At 62.1% G+C, this 23,321-nt stretch carries 12 protein-coding genes; 7 read left to right on the plus strand and 5 right to left on the minus strand.

Annotation, left to right across the window (positions count from 1 at the left end; translation table 11 throughout):
* The first annotated feature begins 304 nt into the window (after positions 1-304).
* The 3 genes from OX459_RS20275 to OX459_RS20285 all read left to right on the plus strand — a co-directional run bounded on the left by OX459_RS20275 (position 305) and on the right by OX459_RS20285 (position 6,818).
* A complete protein-coding gene (locus OX459_RS20275) occupies positions 305-772 on the plus strand; it encodes a TonB-dependent receptor (protein ID WP_289906336.1) in 468 nt (155 codons plus the stop codon).
* Positions 773-944: 172 nt separating this feature from the next.
* Positions 945-3,614 carry a TonB-dependent receptor gene (locus OX459_RS20280; protein WP_289906337.1) on the plus strand — a complete coding sequence of 890 codons (2,670 nt, stop codon included), beginning with the start codon at positions 945-947 and terminating at the stop codon, positions 3,612-3,614.
* A gap of 357 nt (positions 3,615-3,971) precedes the next feature.
* Positions 3,972-6,818 (plus strand): TonB-dependent receptor, encoded by a 2,847-nt coding sequence (locus tag OX459_RS20285; RefSeq protein WP_289906338.1) that lies wholly within the window; start codon positions 3,972-3,974, stop codon positions 6,816-6,818.
* 77 nt (positions 6,819-6,895) lie between these two features.
* Here OX459_RS20285 and aroG read toward each other — a convergent pair whose 3' ends face one another.
* Positions 6,896-7,960 carry a 3-deoxy-7-phosphoheptulonate synthase AroG gene (aroG, locus tag OX459_RS20290; protein WP_099665300.1) on the minus strand — a complete coding sequence of 355 codons (1,065 nt, stop codon included), beginning with the start codon at positions 7,958-7,960 and terminating at the stop codon, positions 6,896-6,898.
* 508 nt (positions 7,961-8,468) lie between these two features.
* On the opposite strand from aroG, the gene OX459_RS20295 reads away from it, so the two are divergent.
* Positions 8,469-11,315, plus strand: a complete 2,847-nt coding sequence (locus OX459_RS20295; RefSeq protein ID WP_289906339.1) for a TonB-dependent receptor — start codon at positions 8,469-8,471, stop codon at positions 11,313-11,315.
* Between the two features lie 147 nt (positions 11,316-11,462).
* Here the strand turns inward: OX459_RS20295 and tldD are convergent, their stop codons facing one another.
* The 3 genes from tldD to OX459_RS20310 form a co-directional block, all read right to left on the minus strand.
* On the minus strand, positions 11,463-12,923 hold the full coding sequence (gene tldD, locus OX459_RS20300; RefSeq protein WP_289899860.1) for a metalloprotease TldD: 1,461 nt from the start codon (positions 12,921-12,923) through the stop codon (positions 11,463-11,465).
* Between the two features lie 157 nt (positions 12,924-13,080).
* Positions 13,081-13,881, minus strand: coding sequence for a carbon-nitrogen hydrolase family protein (locus OX459_RS20305; RefSeq protein ID WP_077400273.1), 801 nt, complete (start codon positions 13,879-13,881; stop codon positions 13,081-13,083).
* A gap of 30 nt (positions 13,882-13,911) precedes the next feature.
* Positions 13,912-18,072 (minus strand): YhdP family protein, encoded by a 4,161-nt coding sequence (locus tag OX459_RS20310; protein ID WP_354669677.1) that lies wholly within the window; start codon positions 18,070-18,072, stop codon positions 13,912-13,914.
* 82 nt (positions 18,073-18,154) lie between these two features.
* On the opposite strand from OX459_RS20310, the gene glnE reads away from it, so the two are divergent.
* The 3 genes from glnE to OX459_RS20325 all read left to right on the plus strand — a co-directional run bounded on the left by glnE (position 18,155) and on the right by OX459_RS20325 (position 22,208).
* Positions 18,155-21,085, plus strand: coding sequence for a bifunctional [glutamate--ammonia ligase]-adenylyl-L-tyrosine phosphorylase/[glutamate--ammonia-ligase] adenylyltransferase (glnE, locus tag OX459_RS20315; protein ID WP_289906341.1), 2,931 nt, complete (start codon positions 18,155-18,157; stop codon positions 21,083-21,085).
* Positions 21,086-21,098: 13 nt separating this feature from the next.
* Positions 21,099-21,875, plus strand: a complete 777-nt coding sequence (locus OX459_RS20320) for a YoaK family protein (RefSeq protein WP_099665304.1) — start codon at positions 21,099-21,101, stop codon at positions 21,873-21,875.
* 138 nt (positions 21,876-22,013) lie between these two features.
* Positions 22,014-22,208 carry a hypothetical protein gene (locus tag OX459_RS20325; RefSeq protein WP_289906342.1) on the plus strand — a complete coding sequence of 65 codons (195 nt, stop codon included), beginning with the start codon at positions 22,014-22,016 and terminating at the stop codon, positions 22,206-22,208.
* A 66-nt stretch (positions 22,209-22,274) separates the two neighbouring features.
* Here the strand turns inward: OX459_RS20325 and gap are convergent, their stop codons facing one another.
* Entirely contained in the window at positions 22,275-23,285 is a 1,011-nt protein-coding gene (gene gap / locus OX459_RS20330; protein ID WP_046685413.1) for a type I glyceraldehyde-3-phosphate dehydrogenase, read from the minus strand.
* Positions 23,286-23,321 lie beyond the last annotated feature (36 nt).

Genomic DNA, 23,321 nt, shown 5'->3' on the forward strand with positions numbered 1-23,321 from the left:
CCACCGCCAAAACCAGTCCATCCTCGCAAGATCTATGCCTTGCTCATCGCCAGCCCCGTCCGCATGCAGGCGCGCTGGAAAAAGGCGTAACGATAACGCATATTTTGTTCGCCGGGCAAAAAGCCGCAGTACGGGCGTGGCGGGCAGCCACGGCTGCCTGCCGTACAGGGGAAATCTTCCGCAGCGCAACAAAGACCGGTCGCCACCATGAAAAAACGACTTGGCAGTAACCGTTACGGCCCCGAATGACGACAGTTTTTATGGCAGTACGGAAAATATACGGCGCGGTGCAACATTGAAATAATTGCAAATATTGAAACAAGTCGGCGCCCTGGGCCTGGCCGTGGGCGCGGAACACCGCCGCGACAAGCTCGACAATCCATCGTTGTCGGGCACGAAAGACGGCTCCATCCATTCCAGCTATGTGGCCGCCAGGGGCGACAGCAAGGTGTCGGCCGTGTTCCTGGAAGTGCTGGTGTCCGTGATCAAGACGGTGGAACTGTCCGGCGCCTTGCGTGACGACAAATACGACCGTTTCTCGTCGACCACGCCGAAACTGGGCGCCAGCGACAAGTTCTTCCCAGCGTCCGCTCAGGCTGCCACGCACAGCCTGAACATCTGGCAGGCACAAGTCACTATCGCCATGCCATCTACACCAACGCCCGCTGCACTGCAGCGAGCGTATTTTTATTTTGCGCACGAAGGGGGATGGCAGCCTCGTCAAAAATGCGGCACAAAATGCACCTTCTTTGTTCTAAATCAGTACCTCTGATGCATTGCGTTGTTTAGGCACACAAACCTGTTTGCCACGTTGACAAGGACTTTTGCAGCTCATTACAGTGAATCTCTTGAAAAGATATAAATACTTTTCAATGTTCTCGGTGCGCCAACCAGCGCGGCCGTTCTTGCCCTTCTAGCCAACCGCTTTTCCAGGAGTCTTGAACATGATCAGAGAAACACGCTTGTCCCGCTCCATCCGTTTGATTTGCGCCAGCGGCCTTGCCGCAGGCCTGCTCAGCCAGCAGGTGCTGGCGCAAGAAGTCAGCGATACCAGCAGCATGCAGCGCGTCGAAGTCACCGGTTCCTCCATCAAGCGCCTCGTCTCGGAAACGGCGACGCCCTTGTCCATCTTCAAGGCCGAGGATTTTGCCAAACAGGGCTTGACGACGGCCCAGGAAGTGCTCAGCAAGATCCCCTCGAATGCGTCCAGCATGGGCAGCGGCAATGCCGTCGGCGGCAATACCAGCGGCTTGCCCACGGGCGGCCAGGCCAGTGCCGACTTGCGCGGCCTGGGCGGCGACAAGACCCTGGTCCTGCTCAACGGCCGGCGCATCGCCAACCATCCGTATGACGGCGCCAGCGTCGACCTGAACATCATTCCCATCGCCGCCCTGGAACGGGTCGAAGTACTGCGCGACGGCGCCTCGGCCATCTACGGCACGGACGCCATCGGCGGCGTCATCAACTTCATCACCAAACGCTCCGTCAACGTCACGAATATCACCGCCGAAGTCGTCGCGCCCGAGCACAAGGGCGGAGGCGAGCACCGCATCAACCTGTCGACGGGTTTCGGCAAGCTCGACACGGACGGCTACAATATTTTCGGCGTGGTCGACTACCACAAGCAAAATGTGCTCACGTCGCAGGACCGCGATTTTTCCAAGACCGGCATCATTCCCGAGCGGGGCCTGTCGCTCACCAGCGGCACCACCTTCCCCGGCAACTACTTCGATGCGGCGGCCAACGGCGGCAAGGGCCTGGCCGGCAATCCGTACGCGGCCAGCGGCTGTCTGCCGCCGCTGTCGGTGGCGGCCGCCAACGGCACTTGCCGCCAGGATTACACGCGCCAGATCGACGATCTGCCCGCGCAGGAGCAAGTGGCCTTCTTCGGCAAGGGCGCCTTCAAGCTCGGTGGCGGCCACCTGGCCACGGTGGAATATCTGCATTCGGAAAACAAGGTGAAGGCACGCACGGCGCCGCCGCCGCAAACGGGCTTGATCTTGCCCATTAGCAGCAAATATTATCCGGGCAATGCGGGCGGCGTGCCGGCGCAGCCGGGCTTGTCGGGCCAGCCGCTGAGCGTCAACTGGCGCCCCGTGGAAGCGGGCCAGCGGCAGATCGATTCGGACGGCAAGGCGGACCGCCTGGTGCTGGCTCTCGAAGGCGAACTGGCCGGCTGGGATTACAAGACGGGGCTGAGCCACGCGATCAGCAAATCGTCGGAGAAATTTACGGGTGGCTATGTGCAGGATGCCTCGTTCGCCGCCGGCGTGCTCAATGGCATCCTGAACCCGTTTGGCGTGCAGGATGCGGCCGGCAAGGCTTATCTGGACAGCACTGCCCTGCGCGGTGAAGTGCAGAACGCTAAGGTCACCACCACGGGCTTCGACATCAAGGGCAGCCGCGACCTGATGCAACTGGCCGGCGGCCCGCTGGCGATCGCTTTGGGCGGCGAAGTACGGCGCGAAAAGGCCGACTTCAACGTGAACCGCGACATCGCCGGCCAGGCCACCAGTTCAGGCCTGTCCGGCTCGCTGTCGAAGAGCGGTTCACGCACGATCCAGGCGATCTTCGGCGAAGTTAACTTGCCGCTGATCAAGGACCTGGAAGTGCAGCTGGCCACCCGCTTCGACCATTACAGCGACGTGGGCAGCACCACCAATCCGAAGCTGGCCCTGCGCTACCAGGCCAGCAGCGCGCTGGTGCTGCGCGGCTCGGCCAGCACGGGTTTCCGCGCGCCCACCCTGTTTGAAAAGAATGCGCCGCCGTCGAAGAACGATACCAACGACTCCTACGACGACCCGATCCTGTGCCCCGGAGGCGTGCCGCAGCCGGGGGCCAACCCCCTGCGCGATTGCGACTTGCAGCAATTCAAGCTGCAGGGCGGCAATGAAAAGCTGAAACCGGAAAAATCCACCACCTTCGCCTTTGGCCTGGTGCTCGAACCCATCAAGGAAGTCACCGTTGCCGTCGACTACTGGAACATCCATTTGAAGGACAAGATTTCATCCCTGCCCGAACAATCGATCTACGGTAACTATGAAAAATACAAGGCCTTGTTCCTGCGCAATCCCGACGGTTCGCCCTACGCCATCCTCGACCTGAACGACAACCTCGGTGAAGTGAAGACCGACGGCATCGACGTCAGCCTGAATGCGCGCCTGGGACGCGGCGCGTATGGCGATTTCAGCGTGTCGGTCGACGGCACCTGGACCCACAAGTATGACTACCAGAACGAGCGCGGCGGCGAATTCATCGCCAACGTGGGCCGCTACGCGGACAACAATCCCGTCTTCCGCTGGAAGCATACGGCCGCGCTGAACTGGCGCATGGGCAACTGGGGCGCCACCGTGTCGCAATCGTTCAAGTCCGGCTACACGGATCAGAACCAGGTGGATCCGCAGTACCGCCACGATGTGCCGTCCTACAGCCTGCTGGGACTGTCGGGCAGCTATGCGTGGAAGGGCTTGCTGCTGACTGCCGGCGTGAAAAACCTGCTGGACAAGGAACCGCCGTTCTCGAACCAGGGCACCCTGTTCCAGAAAGGCTATGACCCGCGTTACACGGACCCGATCGGGCGCGCCTGGTACTTGCGCGGCAGCTATACGTTTTAAGGGGAAATTGCGGGAAACGCGATCAGACGGACAGCGCTGGCAAGCATATGCCAGCGGAAGCAAAGACGGCGCCATCAGCGATGATGTGCGCCGTTTTATTTTACGCATCTGAGCACGCCTGACAAGGGTTCACGATATTTTATTGCTGAAGGATTATAAAAAAAACAGGAAAATGTTGCATTTCGTCCAAAAAGTCCGCACGAAATTGACAATCTGAATCGTGAATGTTTTGATGAGGCCCAAGAAAATTTACAGAATTTTCGTTGGTCAATTTTGAAATAAGCAAATAAATTGTCAGCAAGCAACATGTTATTTCAAAATAAATGCCATCTTTATCACAATAACAAGGAATTTCAGATGATGATAGAAAATGTAATATCGCGGTCGCTGCGCCTGATGTTTGCAGGCGGCATGGCCCTGGGCATGCACGCCGCGTATGCGCAAGAAACAACAGATGGCACCATGCAACGCGTGGAAGTCACGGGTTCGAGCATCAAGCGCATCGCTTCCGAAGCGTCGCTGCCGGTGCAGTCGTTCAACCAGAAAGACATCAAGAAAACCGGCGTTACCACGGTTACCGATTTCATCCAGCAAATTCCTGCAATGCAGGGCTTCTCCGTGGCCGCTGATTCGGTGGGCGGCGGCGGCGGTGGCGTCACCACGGCCTCGATCCACGATATCGGCGCAGCCTACACGCTGGTGCTGCTGAATGGCCGCCGCTTGGCGCCATCCAATTCCGGCACCACCATCGACCTGAATTCGATCCCCCTGTCGGCCATCGAGCGTGTGGAAGTGCTGACGGACGGCGCCTCGGCCCTGTATGGCGCCGACGCCATCGCCGGCGTGGTCAACTTCATCCTGAAAAAAGGCACCTCGCCGCTGGAAATCAATGCCAAGTATTCGCGCCCTGAAGAAAAAGGCGGCGCCAGCAATTCGATTTCGATCAGCAAGGGCTTCGGCGATATCGACGAAGACGGCTACAGCATCTTCGTGTCGGCCAGCCATGACGAGCAAAAATCGCTGAAAGCATCGCAGCGCAGCTTCGCGAAAAGCGGCATCATCAATTTCAACGATCCGAAGACCGGCAAGGCGCTGCAATTCATCAACGGTTCCTCGCGTTCGTCAGCAGCCAATGCCGCTGCCACCTACAACCGTACCGATGCAAACGGCAATGTGGTGATCAACCCGGAAACCAACAAACCGTTCGTCGATACCGTCAACCTGGCCAATCCGTATGCATTGGCCCATGGCGGCAAGTGCGCGCCTGGCAATATGGACTTCTACGGCGATGGCAACTGCTATTTCGACTCGCCGTCGACCATTGAAATCAATCCCGAATCGAAGCGCGACTCGCTGTTCAGTTCGGGTACCGTCAAGCTGGGCAAGACCGGCTGGCAAGGTTTCTACGACTTCGCCTACACCGAAGCGAGCATCAAGGCCAGCATCGCGCCGTACCCGGCCGATTTCTCCATTTCCCCGAACTCGCCCCTGTTCAGCAAGTACCTGGCTTCGCAGTTGAGCCCGTCGCAACTGGCCAATGCAGTGAGCGGCGTCGCCAAGTACCGCCTGTCCGAAATGGGTAACCGCGTGTACGACTACGGCAACAAGGCGACCCACCTCGTCGGTGGCGTGGAAGGCAGTGCATTCGGCTGGGATATCAACACGGCCGTGACGTACTCGAAAAACAAGCAGACGCAGGACTACGTCAGCGGCTTCCCGCTGTCCGACAAGTTCAATGCCCTGCTCGACGCCGGCACTATCGACCCGTTCGCCTACCCCGTGGGCGCCATGCCGGACGCCATGCGTCAGGCCCTGCTCGGCACTGGCTTCAGCGGTACCTACAACACGCAAACCGTGGAAATGAAGGGCGTCGACGGCCGCGCTTCGCGCCCTGTGTTCTCGCTGCCGGGCGGCACCGCCATGCTGGGCGTGGGCGCCGACTACCGCAACACCTCGTTCAAGATGCAACAGGCGGACGTCGCCAAGCAGGCGCAAATCCTGTTTGACAATGCGCAAGTCGACAGCGAATACGCACGCGACAACGCGGGCGCCTATGCCGAGCTGATGCTGCCGATTTCGAAAAAACTGGAAGTGACCGGCTCGGTGCGTTATGACCAGATCGGCGCCATCGACGACAAGCTGACGGGCAAGACGGTAGGCAAGAAAGAAAACGCCACCACCTGGAAAATCAGCGGCAAGTATTCCGCGACCAAGAGCCTGATGTTCCGCGCCGCTGCCGGCACCGGCTTCCGCGCCGCCAGCATGCAGGAAATCGCCGGACCGCTGGAAGACTGGGGCGTCACGGGCGGTAACTACCAATGCCCATTGACGGCGGCAAACGGTATGGGCGGTCACCCGCTGGCCAGCTATTGCAGTGGCGTTGGACGCCAGCAATTCGAAGCCTTCCAGGGCGGCAATCCTGAGCTGAAGCCGGAAACGTCGAAGCAATGGAGCATCGGTACCGTGTTCGAGCCAATCGACAGCCTGTCGATGTCGTTCGACCTGTGGAACGTGGAAATCCGCGACCAGGTCACGGCCGTCTCCGAAGGCTTGATCTTCAACAATCCAGCCAAGTATGCCAACCTGTTCACCACCAAGCACATCACCTCGACGGGCCTCGACGTGCTGGCCATCAAGCTGCTGCCGATTAACATCGGCAAGGTGGAAAACCGCGGTATCGACTACGACTTCACCCACAAGATGAAGTTGCTGGACGGCCGTCTGACAAGCCGCCTGATGGGTACCTACCTGCTGCGTTCACGCTACACGACGCCGGGCACCGATGATCAGTGGGAAACCAGCCTGAATCGCTACGGTTCGAACGACAAGGTCAGCTTCCGCAACATCATCCGCGCCACCACCTCGTATGAGACGGCCAAGTTCACGCATACGCTGAGCGCCAGCTACCGCAATGGCTACACGGACAAGGAACAGACGGTCGACGATTGCGCCGTGATCGTCGCCGGCAGCCCTGGCGAATGCTATGGCATCCAGCTGGAAGTGCCGAGCTACACCACCTTCGACTTCCAGACGGCTTACCGTCCGCTGAAGAACGTGGAAATCACGGGCGGCATCCTGAACCTGTTCGACCGCAATCCGCCGTTCACCCTGCGTAACACGGGTTCGCATCAAATTGGCTACAACCCATCGTACTCGAGCGCCCTGGGCCGCCAGTTCTACCTGAGCGGTTCCTACAAGTTCTAAGCTGATTGCATCGGCTGAAAACTGAAAAAGCCCGGAAAGCTTAGCTTTCCGGGCTTTTTTTCATGCTGCGCGCCACCTTATTCCGCGTCGCCCTGCAGGCGGCGCTGCCTGACGGCCGCCGCCAGGTTTTCCAGCACGGCCACGCTGGCGCTCCAGTCGATGCAGCCATCCGTGACGGACTGGCCATAGATCAATTCCTTGCCTGGGATCAAATCCTGGCGGCCCGCCACCAGGTGCGATTCCACCATCACGCCGACGATGCGGCCATCGCCGCCGGCCACCTGGCTGGCGATGTCGGCGCATACGGGAATCTGGTTTTCCGGTTTTTTCGAGCTGTTCGCATGCGAGGCGTCGATCATCAGGCGCGCCGCCAGGCCTTGCGCGGCGATCGCCTTGCACGCCTCGTCCACGCTGGCCGCGTCATAGTTCGGGGTTTTACCGCCGCGCAAGATGATGTGGCAATCCTCGTTGCCGTTGGTCGAGACGATGGCCGAGTGGCCGCCCTTCGTGACGGACAGGAAATGGTGCGGCTGCGAGGCGGCCTTGATGGCTTCCACGGCGATTTTCACATTGCCATCCGTGCCATTCTTGAAGCCGACCGGACAGGACAATCCCGACGCCAGCTCGCGGTGCACCTGCGACTCCGTCGTGCGCGCGCCGATGGCGCCCCAGCTGATCAGGTCGGCGATGTATTGCGGGCTGATCACGTCAAGGAACTCCGTGCCGGCCGGCAAGCCCAGCTCATTGATATCGCGCAACAGTTCGCGCGCCATGCGCAAGCCGTCGTTGATGCGGAAGCTGTTGTCCATGTACGGGTCGTTGATCAAGCCCTTCCAGCCCACCGTGGTGCGCGGTTTCTCGAAGTAGACGCGCATGACGATTTCCAGTTCGCCCGCGAAACGCGCGCGTTCCTTGACCAGCAGGCGCGCATATTCCATCGCCGCCTTGGTGTCGTGGATGGAGCAAGGCCCGATCACCACCATCAGGCGGTCGTCCTGGCCATGCAGGATACGGTGCAGGGCAATGCGGGCGCTGGCGGCAGTCTGTTCGGCTTGCTCCGAGCAGGCAAATTCGCGGATCAGGTGGGACGGCGGAGTCAGTTCCTTCATTTCGCGAATGCGCAAATCATCGGTGCGGGGCATCATTTTCTCCAAAATTTAAGGAAGGGTAAAACATCTGGGTAAAAAAAAACCGCCATCGGTGGCGGTTTTTTAGAATTTGCTGGGATCTCGTTTTGCTGCTACGTGAACCGACCGCTACTCCACCGCCTTTGGGTTGGAATTGCTAAAGTAAAAATAAGCGGTAAAAAAGTGGCGAGCGAACATGCGAGTCATCCGTAAGTGATGAACGACTATAAACCTAAATTGCAAGGGTTGGCAAGCATATTTGTCGGCAAAGCCGCATGCCGCTGCCGTTTTACACTGCATAACCCGCAAAAAAGCATAAAAAGTTGCGCGCTGTGAATCTCACCGCGACTCTGCATCCCCGGCGCCACCGTTGTGCCCGTCGTGGCAACCACGCCACGCCAGCCATTCTATCGACGACAAGCGGGGCACTCCTTGATCCAGGTCTAGTCCCGGCGTCGCCGCACGGACAAAACTCAAGGACGTATCGACGACCTTTGACTGCCTGACCTTTCCGGAGAACCGCATGATCCCTACTCCATCCTTGCATTCCGCTGCATTTTCACCACCCAGACTAGGCCTGGCACTGGCCAGTGCACTGCTGAGCCTACCCGTCCTGGCGCAGGACGCCGCGCCGATTGCGCGCGTGGAAATTACCGGCTCGAACATCCGCCGCGCGCAAGCGGAAACGGCTTCGGCCGTGCAAACCCTGAGCGCGGCCGACATTGAAAAATCGGGCAAGTCCAGCGTGGCCGAACTGCTGCAGACCCTGGCCGTCGACAACCAGGGCTCCGTCCCCACCACCTTCGGCAACGGCTTTGCCGCCGGCGCTTCCGGCGTGTCGCTGCGGGGCCTGGGCACGGCCTCGACCCTGGTACTGCTGAATGGCCGCCGCGTCGCGCCGTATGGCCTGGCCGACGACGGGCAGAAAGTGTTTGCCGACCTGAACATCATTCCCCTGGAAGCCGTGGAACGGGTGGAAATCCTCAAGGATGGCGCCTCGGCCATCTATGGCTCGGACGCCATCGCCGGCGTCGTCAACGTGATCCTGCGGCGCGACTACCAGGGCACGGCCATCAAGGGCAATTACGGCAAGACGAAGGAGTGGGACGGGCGCGACGCGCGCGCCGCCATCACGCACGGCTTCGGCGACATCGACACGGACCGCTACAACGTGCTGCTGAACCTCGAGTACAGCGAAAAGGCCGCCATCTGGAACCGCGACCGGGCCGGCCGGGGCACCGTCGGCCGCAGCGACTTGCGCGACCTGGGCTTCAGCGCCCAGGAAGCACTGGGCGGCACGGGCGCCATCACCACCAACAATGCGGCCGGCAGCGCCGTCAATGGCAATGTGCGCAATCCCGACACGCTCGACTACTACAACCGCGGCAACCTCGCTGGCGCGGGCTTTACGCGCACCTTCCCCGGCGCCGCCTGCGGCAATTTCACCACGCATCTGCAGGGCGATCCGGGCGGCGGCTGCCTGACTGATGCCGCACAGCAATATGGCCAAATCCAGCCCAAGCAAAAGAACATCAATTTCTTCGGCCGCGGCGCCTGGCAATTGACGCCGGAACTGCAAACCTATGCCGAACTGAATGTTTACCACAGCGCATCCACAGCGGCCACGACGCCGGCAGGCATCAATGGAACCATCATTTATCCTGGCGGCCCCATCAGCACTGCAAGCGTGTCACTCGGCGCAGACCATCCCGACAACCCGTATTTCGGGCGCACCGCGCGGCTACGCTACCTGGCGGCCGATGTCGGCCCCCGTATTTCTGATATCGATTCGACCTTTGTCCGCTTCGCCGCCGGCATCAAGGGCACGCTGGCGGGCTGGAATATCGACAGCGCCCTGCTATATTCGCGCAACAAGGTATCGAACGAAAGCAGCGGCTATCTGCAACGCGACGTGACTTTCGCCCTGCTCAACCCCACCGCCGCCAACGTGGCGACAGCCAGCGCCAACCCGGCGTATGCCGCCCTACCTCCCGGTAGCGTGTGGCGCATCGCAGAAAATGCCGGTCTCAATTCCGCCGCGCTGTATGCGGCCTTGTCGCCGCGCATTTCCAGTGCCGGCAAGACACACATCGCGCAGATCGATTTCAAGGCCAGCCGCGATATTGGCAAGCTTGATGGAGGAGCGCTTGGCGCGGCCGTGGGGGCCGAGTTCCGCCACGAATCGACAGAACTCCAACCAACCACCGGCACCGAACGCGGCAACATCATCGGTTTGGGTTACTCCGCCTACAAGGGCAGCCGCAACGCCACGGCCTTGTATGCCGAAGTGTTGGCACCCGTACTAAAAACGCTGGAACTGTCGGGCGCCCTGCGCGCCGACCATTTCACCGATGTCGGCAATTCCTATACGCCGAAGCTGGGCGTGAAATGGACGCCGATACGCGAACTGGCTCTGCGCAGCACCTTCGCCCGGGGTTTCCGGGCACCCAATGCGGCAGAAAATGGCGTCGGCGGCCTGGCGGCCTTTGCTGTTGGCACCGATCCTGTCCGCTGCGCACTGGGCGTCGAAGCAGCATGCGACCCCAGCAACATCGCGGTCATTACCAAGAGCAACCCGAACCTCTCGCCCGAACGTTCAAAGAGCTATTCCATCGGCGCCATCTGGGATCCATTACCGCGGACAAGCATTTCATTCGACCTGTGGGAAATACGGCGCAAGAATGAAATCAACCAGGAACAGACCGATATGGCCATACTCGCCGGCCATGTCGCACGCGACCCCTCCACGGCGACCGCCATTCCCGGCGATCCGGGCGCCATCACGGCCGTCCTAGGCAGCTATGTGAATTCGGCGCAAACGACGGTGCGCGGCATCGATATCGACGCGCGCCAGCGCTTCAGCCTGGGCAGCGACTATGGCAACCTGACCTTCGACTTGAAGTGGACGCATCTGTATAAATGGCTGCGCACGGAACAGGACGGCACGCAGCGCGATTTTGCCGGCACGCATGGCAATTGCGACGTGTCCAACTGCATGGGCACCCCGGACGACCGCATCAACCTGGGCGCCACCTGGGAACGCCAGAACTGGCGCGTCACGGCCAACGTCAACTACCGCGCGCCGCTCGACAACCTGCTGTTCAAGAATGACCCGGACGGCTGCGCCACGCACTTCGCCGACGGCACGGACGCGCCGCGCGGCTGCCGCATCGCCTCGTTCACCACGGTGGACCTGACGGCCCGCTGGCTGGCCACGCCCAAGCTGGAAGTGTTTGCGACCATACAAAACCTGTTCGACAAGATCGCCCCGCTCGATCCGCTCACGTATGGCGCCACGGGCTACAACCCGCTCGACTACGCGGGCGCGGCGGGACGCTTCATCAGTGCGGGGGTGAAGTACAAGTTCTGAATTTCGTCATATTTTCAACGTATCAGGCGTTTCAGGAACCGTCGCGAGCAAGCCCAATATTGGGTTGAGTAGCGCAGCTGTACTTCAGGTACAGCGAGCAACGCAAACTCAAGAGTGGGCTGCGCAGTAGGTTCCTGAAATGGCGATCTAAGCCGTGCCGCCGACGGTAATGCCGTCCAGGCGCAAGGTCGGCTGTCCCACGCCCACGGGCACGCTCTGCCCTTCCTTGCCGCACACGCCCACGCCCGAGTCCAGGCGCATGTCGTTGCCGATCATGGAAACTCGGTTGAGCACGTCCGGGCCGTTGCCGATCAGGGTCGCGCCCTTCACCGGGTAGCTGAGCTTGCCATTTTCAATCATGTACGCTTCGCTGGCCGAAAAGACGAACTTGCCATTCGTGATGTCGACCTGGCCGCCGCCGAAGTTGACGGCATACAGACCGTTTTTGACGGAGGCGAGGATCTCGCCCGGGTCCTTGTCGCCGCCCAGCATATACGTATTCGTCATGCGCGGCATGGGCAGGTGGGCGAACGATTCGCGGCGCGCATTGCCCGTCACGGGCATCTTCATCAGGCGCGCATTCATGGTGTCCTGGATATAACCCTTCAGGATGCCATCCTCGATCAGGGTCGTGCACTGCGTGGGGTTGCCCTCGTCATCGATATTCAACGAGCCGCGCCGGCCAGCCAGGGTGCCGTCGTCGACCACGGTGACACCCTTGGCGGCCACGCGCTCGCCGATGCACCCGGAAAACGCGGACGAACCCTTGCGGTTGAAATCGCCTTCCAGGCCATGGCCGATGGCTTCGTGCAACAGGATACCGGGCCAGCCCGGCCCCAGCACGATGGTCATGGGGCCCGCGGGCGCCGGACGCGCTTCCAGGTTCACCAGGGCCGAATTGACGGCGTCCGCCGCGTATTGTTCCAGCACGGCATCGCTGAAATAGTCATAGCTGTAACGCCCGCCGCCGCCTGCCGAGCCCGTTTCACGGCGGCCATTCTGTTCCGCGATCACCGTCAGCGAGACGCGCACCAACGGACGGATGTCGGCCGCCAGCACGCCGTCGCTGCGCAGCACGAGCACTACATCATATTCGCCGGCCAGGCCCGCCATCACTTGCACGACCCTGGGATCTTTCGCCCGCGCCATCTTTTCCACGCGTTCGAGCAATTGCACCTTGGCCGTGGCATCCAGCGAGGCAAGCGGATCGTTGGGCAGGTACAAGGAACGTCCGCCCTGCGGCTGCATCTGGCCCGCGATCTTGATCCTGCCGGCGCCGGCGCGCGCAATCGTGCGCGTGGCCGCCGCCGCTTCCAGCAGGGCACGCTCGGAAATATCGTCGGAATACGCAAACGCCGTCTTGTCGCCGGACACTGCGCGCACGCCCACACCCTGGTCGATGGAAAAACTGCCCGTCTTGACGATGCCCTCTTCCAGGCTCCAGCCTTCGCTCTTGGTCGACTGGAAATACAGGTCGGCATAGTCGACCTTGTGCGTAAACATCGTGCCCAGGGCTTTCAACAGCTTGTCTTCGTCCAGGCCGAACGGCGTGAGCAGGATCTCGCGCGCCACGGCCAGGCTGGACAGATTGGGTTCAAATGGCTTCATAACTTTGCACTCGCTAATTATATTCAACTCATTCTCAGTACCTGACAGAAGCGTAGCGAGCGGCAGTGATTTGTGGCCGAGAAGCGCAGCCGTGCTTGAGCACGGTGAGCATCGCAGGCCGCAAAGCGCGACGCGCAGTAGCTTATGTCAGGTACCCTCACATAGTGCGGTGCGCCAGGGCTGGCAAGGATTCGCGCACACCGGCCAAAAACAGCAGATCGATCTCGCCGCTCACCACGCCCTCGCCTTCGGGCAACACGGCTTTCACTTCGCCCCACGGGTCGATCAGCATGCTGTGGCCCCACGTGCGGCGGCCGTTCGGATGCAAGCCGCCCTGCGCCGAGGCCAGCACATAGCACTGGTTTTCGATGGCGCGCGCGCGCAGCAGCACTTCCCAGTGGGCGCTGCCCGTCGTATGGGTAAACGCGGCCGGCACGACGATCAGCGCGCAATCGCCCATGGCGCGGTACAGTTCGGGAAAGCGCAAGTCATAGCAGATGGACAGGCCGACCCGGCCGAACGGCGTCTCGATCGAGCGCACCTGCGCGCCCGGCACGATGGTGCGCGATTCGTTGTACGACTCGGCGCCGCGCGTAAAACCGAACAGGTGGATCTTGTCGTAGCGGCCGGCCGGTTCGCCTTGCGGGTCATACACCAGCGTGGTGTTGAGGACCTTGCCCTCCTCGCCGGAAATCAGGGGCAAGGTACCGCCGATCAGCCAGATGCCGTGCTGGCGCGCCATCTGCGCCATGCCATCCTGGATGGGGCCGCTGCCGGGCTGTTCCGCGTGGGCCAGCTTGTCCGTTTCCTGCTTGCCCATGATGGCCCAGTACTCGGGCAGCACCACCAGCTGCGCGCCACCGGCGGCGGCCTGCGCCACCAGGCGGCGCGCCGTGGCCAGGTTGTCTTCCACGGAAGGCGAGGAAATCATTTGTACTGCTGCGACTGTATGCATCATTGCCACCTCTTCTCCATTCGAACGCCGCGCCTATTTCGCCACGGCCTCCGCCGCTGCGGCGGCAGGCACGGCGACAGGGTCCAATTTACCACCATCGAGCTTGGTCACGACGGGCGCTTTCCACGGCCCGGCGATCTGCATATGGTAAGTGAGCGCCTTCATCACGGGCGCGCGCAGGAACAATTGCGCCAGGAAACTGCCCAGGCCGATGACGGGGTTGACGGCCAGCGCGTACACGAGCGGCCCCGTGCCCAGGTTGAATTCCGGGATCACCACCACGTGCAAATTCGTCGTTTCATTGGCGATATCGGCCGTGCCATCCATCAGTACGGTTGCCGCCACGCCATGCATCTTGAGGTTATCGGTGCTCACCACGCCGCGCTTGATGCTGGCGTTGGCCGTGATGCCGTCGAAGGCCAGGCCTTCGGAAAACACGTCGTGGAAATCGAGTTTCAGCAAGCGGGGCAAGGCTTGCAGGCTAAGCACGCCCAACAGCTTGGCCGCGCCCGGATCCTGCTTGAGGAACTGGCCCGATTCCACGTTCATCTCGATCTGCCCCGACAAGGTGGGGATGTCGAGCGAATACGGCAAGCCGTTCCAGGCGATGTCGCCGCTCAGGCGGCCCTTGCCGCGGCGCACCGTGTCGGCAAAGCCGAAGCGGTCGAGCAGCTTGCCCGCATCGACGATATCGAGGCCGAAACGCAGGCTGGTCGTGCTTTGCCCATCCTTGATCACCCATTTGCCATTGCCGCTCAGGGCGCCATCGGGATTCGACAGTTGCAGCTTGCCCACGCGCCATTCGCGCCCGCCCGCCGCCATGGTGTTATAGGCCTGCAACTCCAGCCGGCCGATCTTCTTGTTGAACAGTTCAAATTGCTCGGCGACGATATCGAGCGAGGGAATCGACTGCGCGCCGTTCTTTCCCTCCAGCAAATTCTTCACGTCGTTGGCGGCCGACTCCGGAATGATCAGCGACGACAGGCGCGCCGTCATCTTGCCCAGGCCGGACGGCGTTTCCAGCCAGGTCACATAGCCGGACACTTGTTTTGCATCAATATTGGCTTGCCACACATCCTTCTGGTGCGTGGCGCCCACGACCACGTTTTCCAGCTTGCGCTCGCCCAGCATCAGTTCACTCGCACGGGCGGCCATCATGTCCGGCACCACGTATTGCGCGATATCGGGGGCATCGTCGGCGGCGCTGCTGTCGGCGGATGCCGAGCCGCTGCCGGCGATCTCGCTGCCGGCGGCGATCCAGCTGTCCACGTCCAGGGTTTTCATGTTGACGTTGAGCATCATGCCGCTGTCCGGTTCCGGCGCCGGCACGTTCACGCCGATGCCGCCGCGCACCAGGCGCCAGGCGTCCTTGCCCTGCTTCTGGCGCTGGTAACGCGCGGCAATGCCGGATCCCAGCGCGATGCGGATATCGTCCGTGCGCAGGCCCGCGCCGTTGGCCGCATTGCCCGTCAAGGTGAATTTCACGGGCAGGCTGTCGCCGGCCGGCTTTTTCAGGGGGGCGGGGAAATCCAGGCCCAGGCCCGTCAGCGGCGATTCGACATTGACCACCACCTGGTGGTCTCGCGCCGTGATCAAGCCGCTGTAGCGCGCGCCGCCATTCAAATGTTTCGCCAGGCGCTGCAGCACGGGCGCCGGATACGTCTTGCGCAAGCCGTCGATGGTCATGTTGCCGGCAATCTTGACCTGGATGGAACTGTCCGCCTGCGTGCCGCCCGAGATGGCCAGCGGCCCGCCCAGCAGGCTGCCGTTCAAGCCGTTCAGGTTGACGCCCTTTTCGTTGAATTCGATCTTGCCCTGCGTACCCAGTACGGGCGGCATGTCGTGGAACAGCACCACGTCGTTGCCCGCCAGCTGCAAGCTGCCCTGCACGGTCGATTCGAGCATGCGCTCGATCGGCAAGTGCAATTTGAGGGCCAGCCTGGCGTTGCCCGTCGCCGTCGTTTCATCCGTGAAATGCTCGATCCAGCCCAGCACGGGGCTGGCCGTCACGTACTTGAGGAATTCCTGCATGGGGCCGGCCGCGTTGCCTTCAATGTCGAGCAAGGTGTCGAACACGGTCAGGTCGGGGATCACGGCTTTGACATTCGTCAAGGCCACGCCGCCCGTGGTGGCCGTGTCGCCGCGGATTTCCATGCGCGCCCGTTCAAACACGAAACTGCCCTTGATCTTGTCCGCCTGCGGCCACAGGGGAGCCTTGCCGGCCAGCGGGCCGCTTTCCGCAAATTCGCCGGGCGCGTAGTTCAGGGTGCCATTTTCGAGCTTGCCGGCCACGCGGAATTCGCCCCGGGTGCGCTGGGCCGGCGTGTCGGCCTTGAAGGGGAAATGCTCGAGTTCACCGCGCAGGCGCAGGCTGACATCGCGCGCCACACCGCCTTCCAGCGCCCCCGTCAGCCAGTGGCGCAGGTGCTCGGGCGTTTGCAGCGGCAGATAGCGGCCGATGGTGTTGATCTGGAAATTGTCGATCGTGCCCGTCAAGTCGACCTGGCCCAGGTTCTTGCCGTCGAGCGGCATGCGGTGCGTGCCTTGCAAGGCGACGCGCAAGCCTTGCTGATTGAAGTCGAGCTTGTCCAGCTCGACTTGCAGCATATTTTCCGCTTCAAACGTCCAGCGCGCCTGCATGGCGAATTGTTCGAACGGCATGGCCGGTTCGCTCAGGTACGATGGAAACTGCAGCACCAGGTCCTGCGCATCGATAGCGATGCTGCCGCCCTTGTCGTTGGCGTCGATGGTGCCGCTGAGTTTGTCAAAGCCGGGAATGGCCGGTGCGGCCGCCTGCGCAGGGCTGCTCGCCGTCTTCGCCACGGCCAGGCGCGCCGGCTGCGCATTCAGGCCCAGGTCGATGAGCTTGCCGCGCAAACGGTAGCTGGCCGGTGTCGCCATCTCGCCTTCCCATTGCGCCGAGAAATCCTGCAAACGCCCGCGCGGCGCCAGGGCGTCGAGGCGCTGGCGCTGCTGTTCGCCCAGCGGCAGCTTGTCGGCCAGCGCGGCCAGGGTTTGCAAATCGAGTGACTTGGCCGTGATTTCCGTGCGCGCCGGCTTGCGCTTGGTGGCGGCAATGAAACGTTCGGACAGGGTCGTGGGCGGCAGGCTGAGGCCGTCGCGTGTTTCTACCGCGAAATTCGTCAACTCCACCTGATGGCCATTCGCGCCAAAGGTGGGCTTGCCGTCCGGCACCTGCGCCGACAGCTCTTCTTTTGCCGAAATGCGCCCGCTGACCGACAGCAAGTCGAGCGGGGCGATATGCTCGCCCAGCTGCGCCTGCACATCCGTCAAGCCCACGTCGGCCGTGAAGCCGGCCAGGCGCGCGTGATCCAGGCTCAACCAGGCGCGCAAGGCGCCCTTGCCCTGGCTCAGCTCGAACGGGTAATCGAGGTAGCGGCGCCAGGCGGCCAGGTCGGCGTTTTTCAGGTCCGCATACAGCTCGCCCTTCCACATCGATACATCCGAGATGCGCGTGCTGAAAGGCGGATGCGTGAAGTGAGCACGCACATCGATGGGCGCGGCCAGGCTGGCGGGCGGCGTGGCCTGCAAGCCCAGCCGGTGGCTGCGCCAGCGGTTGCGCAGCAGCAAGTTGACCTGGGTTAAAGCCAGCTCCGGCGTGCCGCGCGCTTCGTCCGTCCAGCGCACCTTGCCGTCGCGAATGATGATGTCATGCTGCGACAGCAGCCAGTCGGCGCCCTTGCCGTCGCTGCCCTGGCTGCTGTCGACGAGCACGCCGGCCACATACAGCTTGCCATCCATGCTGCGCCGCACGTCCAGGTCGGGCCGCGTGATTTCCAGGGTAGTGAAGCGCACGGAACCGAGCACGCTCCACCACGACACGGTCGCCGAAATGCTCGGCAGGCTCAGCGCCTGGCGCCCCGCCTGGTCGCGCAGGGTCACGTCGCCGAGGAAGAGATTCGGCCGCACGCCATGCCAGGAAGCATAAATGCGCGCGATGCTGACAGGGTTGCCCAGCGCGCGGCTGGCCGCCCGCTCGATATCGCCTTTGTAATAGTCGATATTCGGCAAGATGGCGTAGCGCAGGAATAAAAACAGCACGGCGAAGGCGAAATACGCCAGCAGCACCAGTTTGATGGTAAAACCCAATACATGGTGGGTGGCCAGGTTGGCCATGCGATAGGCGGCACGCAGCCTCTGCCAGCGCAGGGCCAATGGCACATGTTCTGTCACGCTTGCTTCTGGCGGTTTTTGCATCAATAAGCTAATAAACTGGCCCGGCGTCAAATAATGGCAAAAATCGTCTGCATTCGTGGTGCGCGCCTGCATCCTTGCGCTTGCGTCTGAGCAAAGCCTCCCTTACCATCGTCCGGAAGAGCACGCACTACCGGCGGTATTCAGCCAGCGGCACAATTTTACCGCATCCCCCGCCGTTCGCAGCCAAGTTAAACAAGAACATGCACGCAGCATCCACGAGACCCTTACCGATACCATGAGCACACAGCCTTTGATTTCCGCCTCCCGTTTCTACCAGCGCTGGCTGGACGCCGCCCCCGAGCGCGCCGCGCAGGTGGCGCAACTGGTGCGCGCGCCGCTGGACGGGCTCGACTTTGCCGCCGAGCTGGCCGCCCAGGCGAACGCCGCCACGCCTCCGCTGCCGCCCGAACGGGCCATGCGCCGCCTGCGCAACCTGCTCGTCTGCGGCCTGATCGCGCGCGATCTTGGCGGCCAGGCCGACTTGAACGAAGTCGTGACCGCCATGACGGGTTTTGCCGATTTCGCCATCCGCACGCATGTGGACGCCATCATGGCCGAGATGGTGGCCCTGCACGGCATGCCCGTCGGCGAGGAATCGGGCGAGGAACAAGCCTTGATGGTACTGGCAATGGGCAAGCAGGGCGGCGGCGAACTGAATGTCTCGTCGGATATCGACCTGATCTTTGTCTACCCGGAAGATGGCGATACGCAAGCGACCTTGCCGGGCCAGCGCAGCCTGTCCAACCACGAGTTTTTCATTCGCATGGGCAAGAAACTGATCGCCGCCCTGGCGGAGATCACGCAAGACGGTTTTACTTTCCGTGTGGATATGGCCCTGCGACCGAACGGCAATTCCGGCCCGCTGGCCGCCAGCCTGGGCATGGTGGAACAGTACCTGATCGTGCAAGGGCGCGAATGGGAGCGCTACGCCTGGGTCAAGGCGCGCGCCGTGACGGGCAAGCCGGAAGACATCGCCGCACTCGACGCCATCGTGCGCCCCTTCGTCTTCCGCCGCTACCTCGATTTCGGCGTCATCGATGCCATCCGCACCATGCACGGCCAGATCCGCGCCGAAGTCAACCGCCAGGAGCGGCTGCACCCGGACCGCAGCAATAACGTCAAGCTGGGCCGTGGCGGCATCCGCGAAATCGAGTTCCTCGCGCAAGTGTTTCAATTGATACGGGGCGGGCGCGACGCCGAGCTGCGCGAACGTTCCACGCGCGCCACCCTGCGCACGGTGGCGGACAAGGGGCTATTGGAACCGGCCATCGTGGAACAATTGCTGGGTTCCTACACTTTCCTGCGCAACCTGGAACACCGGCTGCAGTATCTTGACGATGCGCAAACCCATACCCTGCCCGCGAACGAGGCCGACCGCCTCACCGTGGCGCAGATGATGGGCTTGCCCGACACGCCTACCCTGCTGGCCCAGCTGGAAGCGCACCGCGTGTTTGTCGCCGGCCAGTTCGACGAGATGTTCAGCGACAAGAGCAGCGGCACGCCGCCGGCCGACACGGGCATCGACCCGCAGACGTCGAACGACTGCGCCGCCTCGGACCAGCAGGAAGCCATCGAGGCGCGCTTCGCCGCCCTGGGTTTCCATGAACCGGCCGCCTGCGCGCGCCGCCTGCTGGCCACGTGGCAGGCGCCGCGGCTGCAATCCCTGCCCGAGGCGAGCCGCACACGTTTAGTGGCCCTCGTCAATTCCGCCCTGCCCCTGATCACCGATTGCTCCGTATCCAACGGCAACGCCAGCCAGCTGGCCACCCTGGGCCGCCTGCTCGATTTCCTGGAGGCGATCGCGCGCCGCTCGGCCTATCTGTCGCTGCTGACGGAATACCCGCATACGCTCGAGCGCGTCGTGCGCATGGTGTGCGCCAGCGGCTGGGCCGCCACCTTCCTCACGCAACACCCGATCCTGCTCGACGAGCTGCTCGATGAACGCATCCGCAATACGGTGCCCGACCCGGCCGCGCTGGCGCTGGACTTGCAACGCCAGCTCGACGACGCGCCCGGCGACACGGAGCGGCAGATGGATATCCTGCGCGAAACACACCACGCGCAGCTGTTCCAGTGCCTGGCGCAAGACCTGGCGGGCGACCTGAGCGTGGAAAAGCTGGCCGATTACCTGTCCCAGCTGGCCGACATCATCGTCGCCGCCACCGTGCAAGCCGTCTGGCAAACCTTGCCGGCGCGCCACCGCGAGGTGCCGAAATTCGCCGTCATCGCCTACGGCAAGCTGGGCGGCAAGGAGCTGGGCTATGTCTCCGACCTCGACGTCATCTTCCTGTTCGACGACGACGACCAGGAAGCGCCCGGCCTGTACGCCAAGCTGGCGCAGCGCTTCATTACCTGGATGACCTCGCACACCTCGGCCGGCATTTTGTTCGATATCGATATCGCCCTGCGTCCCGACGGCGCCTCGGGCATGCTGGTTTCCAGCGTGCAAGCGTTCGAACGCTACCAGGGCAGCGCGGCCTGGGTGTGGGAACACCAGGCGCTGACGCGCGCGCGCTTCTGCGCCGGCGATGTCGGCATCGGCAAGCACTTCGAGCGCATCCGCGACACGATCCTGCGCAAGGAAAGGCCGGAAAACGGCCCGCTCAGGGGCGAAGTGGTGGCCATGCGCAAGAAGATGCTGGACGCCCACCCGCCCCGCCCCGGCAACTTTGATTTGAAACAAGATCCGGGCGGCATGATCGACATCGAGTTCATGGTGCAATACCTGGTGCTCCAGCATGCGGCGCAATACCCGCAGCTGACGGCCAACTCGGGCAATATCGCCCTGCTGCGCCTGTGCGGCGAACTGGGGTTGATCGACGCCCAGCTGGCCGCCCTGGTGGCCGACGCCTACCGCGCGCTGCGCAAGCTGCAGCACCAGCTGCGCCTGCAGGGGCAAGACCTGGCCCGCGTGGAACCGGAAAGAGTGCGCGTGCATGCGGACAACGTCATGCGCCTGTGGCAAGCCATCTTCGGCGCCACCGCCTGAGGCCGGCCCAGGCATGCCGCTTCATTACCTGTCCCGCCTGAGCGGATCGGCGCGCGATACGCAAGCCAATCTGCAGCTGGGCTGCGTGCTGGCGCTGGTGGCCGGCGCCGTGAATGCAGGCGGTTTTCTCGCCATCGGCGGCTATACCTCGCACATGACGGGCATCGTCTCGGGCATGGCGGATGACTTGGCGCTGGGCAATATCACGCTGGCCCTGGCGGCGCTGGGCGCATGGCTGGCCTTTGTCAGCGGCGCGGCCGTGACGGCCATCATGGTGAACTGGGGCAAGCGGCGCCGCCTGCACAGCCAGTTTGCCGCCAGCCTGCTGCTGGAAGCGGCCTTGTTGCTGCTGTTCGGCTTGACGGGCAATTACCTGGCCACCATGCCCGACGTGCTGGGCCCCGTCACCATTTTGCTGCTGTGCTTTGTGATGGGTTTGCAAAACGCCATCATCACCAAGATTTCAGGCGCCGTCATCCGCACCACGCACGTGACGGGGCTGTCCACCGACATCGGCATCGAACTGGGCAAGATGGCGTATTACAACCGGCGCCACCTGCCGGACCGGATGGTCAAGGTCAACCGCGGCAAGCTGAGAACGCACAGCCTGCTGATCGTCTGCTTCTTCATCGGCGGCGTCAGCGGCGCCCTCGCCTTCAAGCACATCGGCTTTCCGGCTGCCACCATCCTGCTCGCCGGCGTGCTGACCCTGCTGTCGGGCGTGCCCGTGCTGCGCGATTTGCGCCTGCTGTGGCGCTTTTACCGGCGCCGCCTGCACATCCTCCGTTAGCAAAAATATTTTTCTTTAAAGCAATAATACACTGGTTTTAATGCTAATATTTTTCTGCGTCCGGCGAGCCAACCAGGCTTGGCAGGACGGCGTTTTGATTTGACACCCTATCGTTGTCCAATTGTGAAAGCGAGAAAAATGATTTCCATCAAAAAAGCCCTGTTTGTCTTTGCCGCCGCTGTCGGAGTTGCCGCCTCGTTTGCCAGTAACGCGACCGAACATGCACGCAGACCGCCGGATACGTGCAACTATCTCTTGAACAGCTGCTATCAGGGCAACAACAATGACTGCGAACTCTGGTACGCACAGTGCGCCAACGTCGACCCTGAGTAAGCGGACTAAAGCAACAGACGAAAAAAAAACGCCCCGAAGGGCGTTTTTTCTTATGCGGTCAAAAGATTACTTGGCCGACATCAGTGCAACGGTGGTGTCGAGCATGCGGTTCGAGAAACCCCACTCGTTGTCGTACCACGACGACACTTTTACCAGGCGGCCCGACACTTTGGTCAGGGTCGAGTCGAAGTTCGACGACGCCGGGTTGTGGTTGAAGTCGATCGAGACCAGCGGTTCGGTCTGGTACGTCAGGATGCCTTCCAGGGCGCCTTCCGAAGCGGACTTCATCAGCGCGTTGACTTCTTCCACGGTGGTGTCGCGCTTGGCGATGAAGGACAGGTCGACCAGCGACACGTTGATGGTCGGCACGCGGATGGCGAAACCGTCCAGCTTGCCATTCAGTTCAGGCAGCACCAGGCCCACGGCGGCAGCAGCGCCCGTCTTGGTCGGGATCATGCTCATGGTGGCCGAACGGGCACGGCGCAGGTCTTCATGCATCACGTCGGACAGCACCTGGTCGTTGGTGTAGGCGTGCACGGTGGTCATCAGGCCCGTTTCGATGCCGATGGCGTCGTTCAGCGGCTTGACCAGCGGTGCCAGGCAGTTGGTGGTGCACGAAGCGTTCGAGATGACGGTGTCCGTCGATTTCAGGACCGAGTGGTTCACGCCGAACACGACGGTAGCATCGACGTCCTTGCCGCCTGGTGCCGAAATGATGACTTTTTTCGCGCCGCCCTTCAAGTGAGCCGAAGCTTTCTCTTTGGTGGTGAAGAAGCCCGTGCATTCCAGCACGACGTCCACGCCCAGCTCGCCCCATGGGATTTCAGCCGGGTTGCGCTGTGCGAATACGCGGATCGGATCGCCATTGACGATCATGTTGTCGCCTTCGACGGTAACCGTGCCCGGGAACTTGCCGTGCGCGGTGTCGTAGCGGGTCAGGTGGGCGTTCGATTTGGCATCGCCCAGGTCGTTGATGGCAACGATCTGGATATCCTGTTTCTTGCCGCCTTCGTAGAAAGCGCGCAATACATTACGGCCGATGCGGCCGTAGCCGTTGATTGCAACTTTGATCGTCATACTCTGCTCCTGATTAAAAAAAAGGTATCAGCACAG

The organism is Janthinobacterium sp. SUN026, assembly GCF_030397625.1.
In the GTDB taxonomy this organism is placed as follows: domain Bacteria; phylum Pseudomonadota; class Gammaproteobacteria; order Burkholderiales; family Burkholderiaceae_D; genus Janthinobacterium; species Janthinobacterium kumbetense.

Coding starts and splice junctions, on each gene's coding strand:
- tldD (WP_289899860.1), bottom strand. CDS start 12,923: ATGAAGCCATTTGAACCCAATCTGTCCAGCCTGGCCGTGGCGCGCGAG.
- OX459_RS20280 (WP_289906337.1), top strand. CDS start 945: ATGATCAGAGAAACACGCTTGTCCCGCTCCATCCGTTTGATTTGCGCC.
- OX459_RS20320 (WP_099665304.1), top strand. CDS start 21,099: ATGCCGCTTCATTACCTGTCCCGCCTGAGCGGATCGGCGCGCGATACG.
- aroG (WP_099665300.1), bottom strand. CDS start 7,960: ATGCCCCGCACCGATGATTTGCGCATTCGCGAAATGAAGGAACTGACT.
- OX459_RS20325 (WP_289906342.1), top strand. CDS start 22,014: ATGATTTCCATCAAAAAAGCCCTGTTTGTCTTTGCCGCCGCTGTCGGA.
- OX459_RS20285 (WP_289906338.1), top strand. CDS start 3,972: ATGATGATAGAAAATGTAATATCGCGGTCGCTGCGCCTGATGTTTGCA.
- OX459_RS20305 (WP_077400273.1), bottom strand. CDS start 13,881: ATGATGCATACAGTCGCAGCAGTACAAATGATTTCCTCGCCTTCCGTG.
- OX459_RS20295 (WP_289906339.1), top strand. CDS start 8,469: ATGATCCCTACTCCATCCTTGCATTCCGCTGCATTTTCACCACCCAGA.
- gap (WP_046685413.1), bottom strand. CDS start 23,285: ATGACGATCAAAGTTGCAATCAACGGCTACGGCCGCATCGGCCGTAAT.